Genomic DNA, 6,194 nt, shown 5'->3' on the forward strand with positions numbered 1-6,194 from the left:
CTCGGCGATGTTCTGGTCCGTCATGGCGAAGCAGCCGCGCGACGAGCAAGCGCCATGCACCATGATGTCGCCGCCGTTCCGGCCGAAGGACCGGTCGTAGGCGTTCGGATAGCCAGTGTCGAACGACAGGTAATAGGCCGAATTCGGGTTCATCTGCGATGGGGTGACCGTGTAGAAGCCCTCCGGCACCTGACGGTCGCCTTCGCGGGTCTTGGGGCCGAGCTGGCCCGACCAGCGGCAGATCGGATAGGTCTTGAGGAGCGCGTATTTGCCGTTTGAGCCACGCTTCCAGACCTCGAGCTCCGATTCCTTCTTGTAGGCCCGGACCAGGATCGGGTCGTCCTTGGACATGCCCTTGGTCGACATCAGGGCCATCGTGGCGGACGGAATCGGCACGAGGTGTCGGGTGGAGCCACGGGAAAGCTGGTCGTCCTGGCAGGCAGCAAGCGCGAGCACCAGGCTCGCGGCCAATGCGAAACGCTTCATCATGGGGGACCCCGCAATTCTTGATCTGCCGGCCTCTGTGCCGGTCAGTTCCCCTTTAACCCCTAAATCGTTAGCCTTAACTGGCCCTTACTGCAAGCGGAGCCGTAATCGAGTTATAATGAACGGAAGGTAAAAAATCCGTCTGCAAAGGGCCGGGGCGGCGCTCATCGGGGGCGGGCGTATCTCTTCCGAGGTAAGGAGGCCCTGTGGATGGGCGAAGACCCGCCCGGTTGCAGGCGGGTCCCGGAGCCGCTCGGGCAGATCCTAGAGTTTGCGGCCGATATTGAGGAACTTGTCGGCACGGTGGTCGCGGATCTCGGCCGGACCCATGTTGCCGAGATCGTGCAGGGCTTCCTCGATGGCGTTGCCGGTGGCCTGGATGGCCGCCTCAGGCTCCCGGTGGGCGCCGCCCACGGGCTCCGTCACGATGCCGTCGATGATGCCGAGGCGCAGGAGGTCCTGGGCGGTGATCTTCATGTTCGTGGCCGCATCCTGGGCGCGGGCGGAATCGCGCCAGAGGATCGAGGCCGCGCCTTCCGGGGAGATCACGCTGTAGATCGCGTGTTCCAGCATCAGCACCTTGTTGGCGGTGGCGATCGCGATGGCGCCGCCCGAGCCGCCTTCGCCGATCACGACCGACACGTTGGGCACGCCGAGCGAAAGCTGCATCTCGGTCGAGCGGGCGATGGCCTCGGCCTGCCCGCGCTCCTCCGCCTCGATGCCCGGATAGGCGCCCGCGGTGTCGACGAAGGAAATGACCGGCAGACCGAACCGGTCGGCCATCTCCATGAGGCGAACGGCCTTGCGGTAGCCCTCAGGACGGGCCATGCCGAAATTGTGCCGGATGCGGGTCTCGGTGTTGTGGCCCTTCTCCTGGCCCATCACGCAGACGGGCTGGCCGCGGAACCGGCCGAAGCCGCCGACGATCGCCTCGTCCTCGGCGAACTTGCGGTCGCCGGCGAGCGGGGTGAACTCGGTGATGAGCCCGGCGCAGTAATCGATGAAGTGCGGACGCTGGGGGTGGCGCGCGACCAGGGTCTTCTGCCAGGGCGTGAGCTTGGCATAGAGTTCCTTGAGGGCGTCGGCGGCCTTGACCTCCAGGCGGGAGATGTCGTCCGTGATGGAGACGGCATCGCGGTTCTCACCGAGCGCCCGAAGCTCCTCGACCTTGGCTTCCAGCTCGGCGACGGGCTTTTCGAAATCGAGATAACTGCGCATCAGACTCTACAGCATCGGGCCCAAAAGTGGATTGGCACTTTTGGGTCGAACCCGATGCTTCCTCCTTTATGAGAACATCGTTCAGGCAGAAACCGGATCCTCTTTTCCGCACGATGCTCTGGTGGAAAAATGAAGGCCGGCGTGACCGTATAGCCCTGCCGAAGCGGCCGGACACTGGCGTTTCGCAGGGGCCAAGTCAAGTTAAGCGCTGCCTTACTCGCTCAAAACCCGGCAGAATCAAGGAGGAGCGCGTCATTCGCGATGCCGGCGCCGCAGGCACCGGAGCGAACACCGGGGATAGGCGGCGGGAGCGGCGCACCGCATGGACGGCGCCCGGCCGGTAGAGCTGCTTCGTCGCTTCCACGATGTGGAGGCCCGCGAAGGGCAGCGAGAATCCGGCCCCGACCCGCTCCCAGGCCTGGGCGCTCTGGAGAAGGAGGCGGTTGCGCAAGGGTGGCACGTAGAGGGTCTCCGCCCAGCCTTCCGGCGAGAACCAGGTCTGGCGCATCAGGCTCTTGAGCTGGGAGCGGCTGTAGGGCTGGCCGTAGCCGAACGGCGTGGTGTCCATGCGCGCCCACAGGCCGCGCCGGTTGGGCGCCACCAGGATGATCCGCCCGCCCGGTGTGAGAATGCGCCAGATCTCGTGGAGGAGCTCGCTCGGGCTCTCCACGGTCTCCAGAGCATGGACCACGAGAACCCGGTCGATGGAGGCATCGGGCAGGGGCATCATCAGCGGGTCGACGAGAGCCGAGGCCGAGGCCCCGGTGCTGGGCCAGTTCACGACGCCCTGGTTCGCCGGCATGAAGGCCAGGGTCCGCTCGCTCTCGTCCTTGACGGCCGACAGATAGGGAGGCGCATAGCCGAGGCCCAGCACGCGCAGGCCCGTCAGCGGCCCCCAGAATCTGTCGATGGCACGCCCGACGAAGCGGCGCGTCACAGCCCCGAGCGGACTGGCGTAGAAGCCGCGCAGATCGGTGATGTCGATGCTCATGGCCTCAACGGGATGCCTCTTGCTCCGGCCCGGCATGCGCATTGCGGCGCTCCGGGTCTGGTTTCACGCGCCGACTGTTCCATGATAGCTCAGAGCACATCAAGACAAGGTGCCCCGATGTCCGCCCAGATCCACGCCTTTCTCTGCCTTCAGGACAATATCGGTGTTCTGATCCACGATCCCAATACGGGCGCCTGCGCGGCTGTCGACGCGCCGGACGAGGGTGCAATCCTGGCGGCTCTCGCCCAGACCGGCTGGCAGCTGACCGACATCCTCATCACGCACCGGCATGGTGATCACGTACAGGCCGCCGAGCCCCTGAAGCGCCGCACCGGATGCCGCGTGGTGGCACCGGTCAAAGCCCGCGAGGCAGTGCCGCATGCCGACGCCTACGTGCGGGAGGGCGACACGGTGCATGTGGGCGGCCTTCAGGCGCATGTTTGGGAGACGCCCGGACATTGCCTGGATCACGTGTCCTACTGGTTCGCCGCAGACCGGGCGCTGTTCGCCGGCGACACCCTCTTCACCCTCGGCTGCGGGCGGATGTTCGAAGGAACCTACGCCGAATTCTGGGCCTCGCTCCAGCGACTGGCCGCCCTGCCGGACGAGGCCCGGGTCTATTGCGGGCATGATTACACCCTCTCCAATGCGCGCTTCGCGCTGGCGGCCGATCCGGACAACGAGGCGCTGCGGGCACGGGCCGCGGAGGCCGAGACAGCCAGGGCCGAGGGTCGCTTCCTCGTGCCGACGACCATCGGACAGGAAAAGGCCGCCAATCCATTCCTGCGCTCCGGGGAGCCGGCCCTGGCGAAATCCGTTCATAAGGAAGGAGCGGCGCCCGTGGAGGTGTTTCAGGCCTTGCGTGAATGGAAGAACAGGTTCTGATGGGGGCATGACCTTGCGGGAGCGGACAGCCTCATGAACGACCACAGCCTCATCATCGGACTCGAGAGCCGTCTCCTGAACGCCTGGCCCTCGTTCGATTATCAGCTCTATGACGGCTGGGTTCTCCGCCTTGCGAACGGCTACTCGAAACGCGCCAATTCCGCGACGCCCTTCCGCCCGGACATCGGTCTCGACGATGAGTTGCTCGATTACATGATCGCGCGCTTCGTGGAGGCCAGCGTGCGCCCCACGTTCCGTCTCAACGGGGTGCAGGCAGGCGGTGTCGACGAGCTGCTGAAGCAGCGCGGCTTCAAGGAGGTCGAGCCGACGCATGTCCTCGCGGCTCCCATCACGAGCGGCGATTGCGAGATCGACCCCGAGGTCAATCTCGACCCCCAGGTCTCCAAGCGCTGGGTGAGGGCGGCGGCGGAATCCTACGGCGGCGACAAGGCCGATGACGAGACCCTGATGAGGATCGTCTCCCGCATCCGTCAGAAGACGGCCTTCGCCACGCTGAGCCTCGACGACAGGCCGGTGGCCTGGGGCCTGGGGGTGGTGGAGCGCGGCTATGTCGGCCTCTACGACATCGTGGTCGCGCCGGACCTGCGCGGCATCGGCCTCGGCCGCCGCGTGGTCGCAAGCCTCATGGCCTGGGGCTGCGGGCAGGGGGCACACACCGCCTACCTCCAGGTGCGTGAGGAGAACGAGATCGCCCGCTCGCTCTATGGCACGCTCGGTTTCGAGACGGCCTACCGCTACACCCACCGGGTCATGCCGGGACGGTCTTCTTCGACGTGAGAGTGGCGACCAGCGCGCCGGCCACGATGAGCCCGCAGGCGAGCGCCAGCGTCAGGGTCGGTTCCGCATAGCCGGCCACCACCAGGAGCAGGGTCGACAGCACCGGCGTTGCATACGAGGCGACCCCGAGGAAGCGGATGTCGCCGCGCTTCATGCCGATGTCCCACACATAGAAGGCCGCGCCTACGGGTCCGAGGCCGAGCCCCAGAAGGGCGAGCCATTGCGTCGTCGTCTCGGGCCAGACGGTGGTCTCGAAGGCCAGATGGCAGACGAGGCTCAGGAGCGACGTCATGAGGCAGAACCCGGCCACAGCATCGGTCGGCACCTGGCCGAAGCGGCGGGAGAGAACCGAATAGCCAGCCCAGACGAAGGCCGCCACGAAGGCGCAGAGATAGCCCGGCATGTATTCGGCGCGCGCGTCCAAGGCACCGCGCCCGGCGATCAGCACCACGACGCCGGCGAAGCCGAGCAGCGCCCCCACGATATGTGACCTCTGCAGATGCTCGCCCGGCAGCAGCGAGGAGAACAGCACGATCAGCAGGGGCCAGAGATAGTTGATCAGGCCCGACTCCGCCGGCGGCGCCCAGCGCAGGGCCGCAAAGTAGAGCGCGTGATAGCCGAAGAGGCCGCCGATCCCGAGCGCCCAGACGACCGGCTTCTGGCGCAGCGCTTTAAGCCCCTGAGGCCGCACGATCCAGCTCGCCACGCCGACCAGCCCGCCGACCAGGAAGGTCATGGCGGCAAGTTGGAAGGGAGGAATCGTGCCCGTCGCCGCCGTGAGCAGGGCGAGCATGGACCAGAGCAGGATGGCCGCGAGGCCGATGGTGGTGGCGGTGCGAGTCGTCATGGTGGCCGCCACCTATCACGACTTTCGCCAGGAAGCGAAGCTCCGCGGCGGGTCCTGCCGGAAATTCTAGTAGGTGGTGCGCCCGCCGCTCAGATCGAAGGTGGCCGCCGTGGTGAAGGAGTTTTCCTCGGAGAGCATCCAGGCCACCATGGCGGCGATCTCGTGCAGTTCGGCGAAGCGGTCGCGGGGGATGCGCACGCGCATGTACTCGATGAATTCCGGCGTCAGGGAATCGAGGATCTTCGTCTTGGCCGTGGTGGGCGTGATGCAATTGACCGCGATGCCGGTCTTGGCCAGCTCCTTGCCCAGGGACTTGGTGAGCCCGATGATGCCCGCCTTGGCGGCGCTGTATGCGGCAAGGTTCGGATTGCCTTCCTTGCCCGCGACCGACGCGATATTGACGATCCGGCCGTAATCGTTCTCCAGCATGATCGGCACGATGGACCGGCAGCAATTGAAGGTGCCGGTCAGGTTGACGTCGACCACGCTGCGCCATTCCTCGACGGAATAATCGGCGAGCGGCTTGACCGGCCCGGTGATCCCGGCGCCGTTCACAAGGCCGTCGATGCGCCCGAAGGCCCCGCGGGTCTGCTGCGCCGCATGCTCCACCGACACGCTGTCGGCGACGTCGACGCTCAGGCCGATGCAATCCTTGGACAGGGCTGCGGCACTCGCCTCGGTCTCCTCGAGGCGGAGATCCCAGATAGCGACCCTAGCGCCCGATTGCACCAGGCGCTCGCCGATCGCATAGCCGATGCCGCGGGCGCCCCCCGTGATCACGACGGTCTTGCCCGCCATGTCGATGCGGTTCATGCCTCAAGTTCTCCGTGTTGTAAAAAAGGATGCGCCGCATCGAGCCCGGAGCGCAGCGTCGGACCGCGCCCGGGACGATGTCGTGCCGATTAGGCCATGTACTGCCCGCCGTTGACGGACAGGGTCGAGCCGGTCACGAAACCGGCCTCGTCGGCG

At 66.4% G+C, this 6,194-nt stretch carries 7 protein-coding genes; 2 read left to right on the forward strand and 5 right to left on the reverse strand.

Features of this window, described 5'->3' with window-relative positions:
* The 3 genes from KBI52_RS02530 to KBI52_RS02540 all read right to left on the reverse strand — a co-directional run.
* On the reverse strand, positions 1 to 489 hold a 489-nt coding region (locus KBI52_RS02530; RefSeq protein WP_210805115.1), incomplete at its 3' end, for a murein L,D-transpeptidase family protein.
* A 261-nt stretch (positions 490 to 750) separates the two neighbouring features.
* On the reverse strand, positions 751 to 1,704 hold the full coding sequence (locus KBI52_RS02535; RefSeq protein WP_173949943.1) for an acetyl-CoA carboxylase carboxyltransferase subunit alpha: 954 nt from the start codon (positions 1,702 to 1,704) through the stop codon (positions 751 to 753).
* A 196-nt stretch (positions 1,705 to 1,900) separates the two neighbouring features.
* A complete protein-coding gene (locus KBI52_RS02540; RefSeq protein ID WP_173949944.1) occupies positions 1,901 to 2,695 on the reverse strand; it encodes a class I SAM-dependent methyltransferase in 795 nt (264 codons plus the stop codon).
* 117 nt (positions 2,696 to 2,812) lie between these two features.
* Between KBI52_RS02540 and gloB the strand changes: the two genes are divergently transcribed.
* Positions 2,813 to 3,580 carry a hydroxyacylglutathione hydrolase gene (gloB, locus tag KBI52_RS02545; protein WP_173949945.1) on the forward strand — a complete coding sequence of 256 codons (768 nt, stop codon included), beginning with the start codon at positions 2,813 to 2,815 and terminating at the stop codon, positions 3,578 to 3,580.
* Positions 3,581 to 3,613: 33 nt separating this feature from the next.
* Complete coding sequence (locus tag KBI52_RS02550; protein WP_173949946.1) at positions 3,614 to 4,378, forward strand: GNAT family N-acetyltransferase; 765 nt, start codon at positions 3,614 to 3,616, stop codon at positions 4,376 to 4,378.
* On the opposite strand, the gene KBI52_RS02555 is transcribed toward KBI52_RS02550, so the two are convergent.
* Positions 4,350 to 5,225: a DMT family transporter gene (locus KBI52_RS02555; protein WP_173949947.1), complete on the reverse strand. Its 876-nt coding sequence runs from the start codon at positions 5,223 to 5,225 to the stop codon at positions 4,350 to 4,352. The genes KBI52_RS02550 and KBI52_RS02555 overlap by 29 nt on opposite strands.
* A 66-nt stretch (positions 5,226 to 5,291) precedes the next feature.
* Complete coding sequence (locus KBI52_RS02560) at positions 5,292 to 6,038, reverse strand: SDR family NAD(P)-dependent oxidoreductase (RefSeq protein WP_173949948.1); 747 nt, start codon at positions 6,036 to 6,038, stop codon at positions 5,292 to 5,294.
* Between the last annotated feature and the right edge of the window lie 156 nt (positions 6,039 to 6,194).

The organism is Microvirga sp. HBU67558, from assembly GCF_018069605.1.
GTDB lineage: Bacteria > Pseudomonadota > Alphaproteobacteria > Rhizobiales > Beijerinckiaceae > Microvirga > Microvirga terrae.

Bases quoted from the DNA above. Each gene is read 5' to 3' on its own strand.
- KBI52_RS02550 (WP_173949946.1), top strand. From the start codon at position 3,614: ATGAACGACCACAGCCTCATCATCGGACTCGAGAGCCGTCTCCTGAAC.
- KBI52_RS02535 (WP_173949943.1), bottom strand. From the start codon at position 1,704: ATGCGCAGTTATCTCGATTTCGAAAAGCCCGTCGCCGAGCTGGAAGCC.
- gloB (WP_173949945.1), top strand. From the start codon at position 2,813: ATGTCCGCCCAGATCCACGCCTTTCTCTGCCTTCAGGACAATATCGGT.
- KBI52_RS02540 (WP_173949944.1), bottom strand. From the start codon at position 2,695: ATGAGCATCGACATCACCGATCTGCGCGGCTTCTACGCCAGTCCGCTC.
- KBI52_RS02555 (WP_173949947.1), bottom strand. From the start codon at position 5,225: ATGACGACTCGCACCGCCACCACCATCGGCCTCGCGGCCATCCTGCTC.
- KBI52_RS02560 (WP_173949948.1), bottom strand. From the start codon at position 6,038: ATGAACCGCATCGACATGGCGGGCAAGACCGTCGTGATCACGGGGGGC.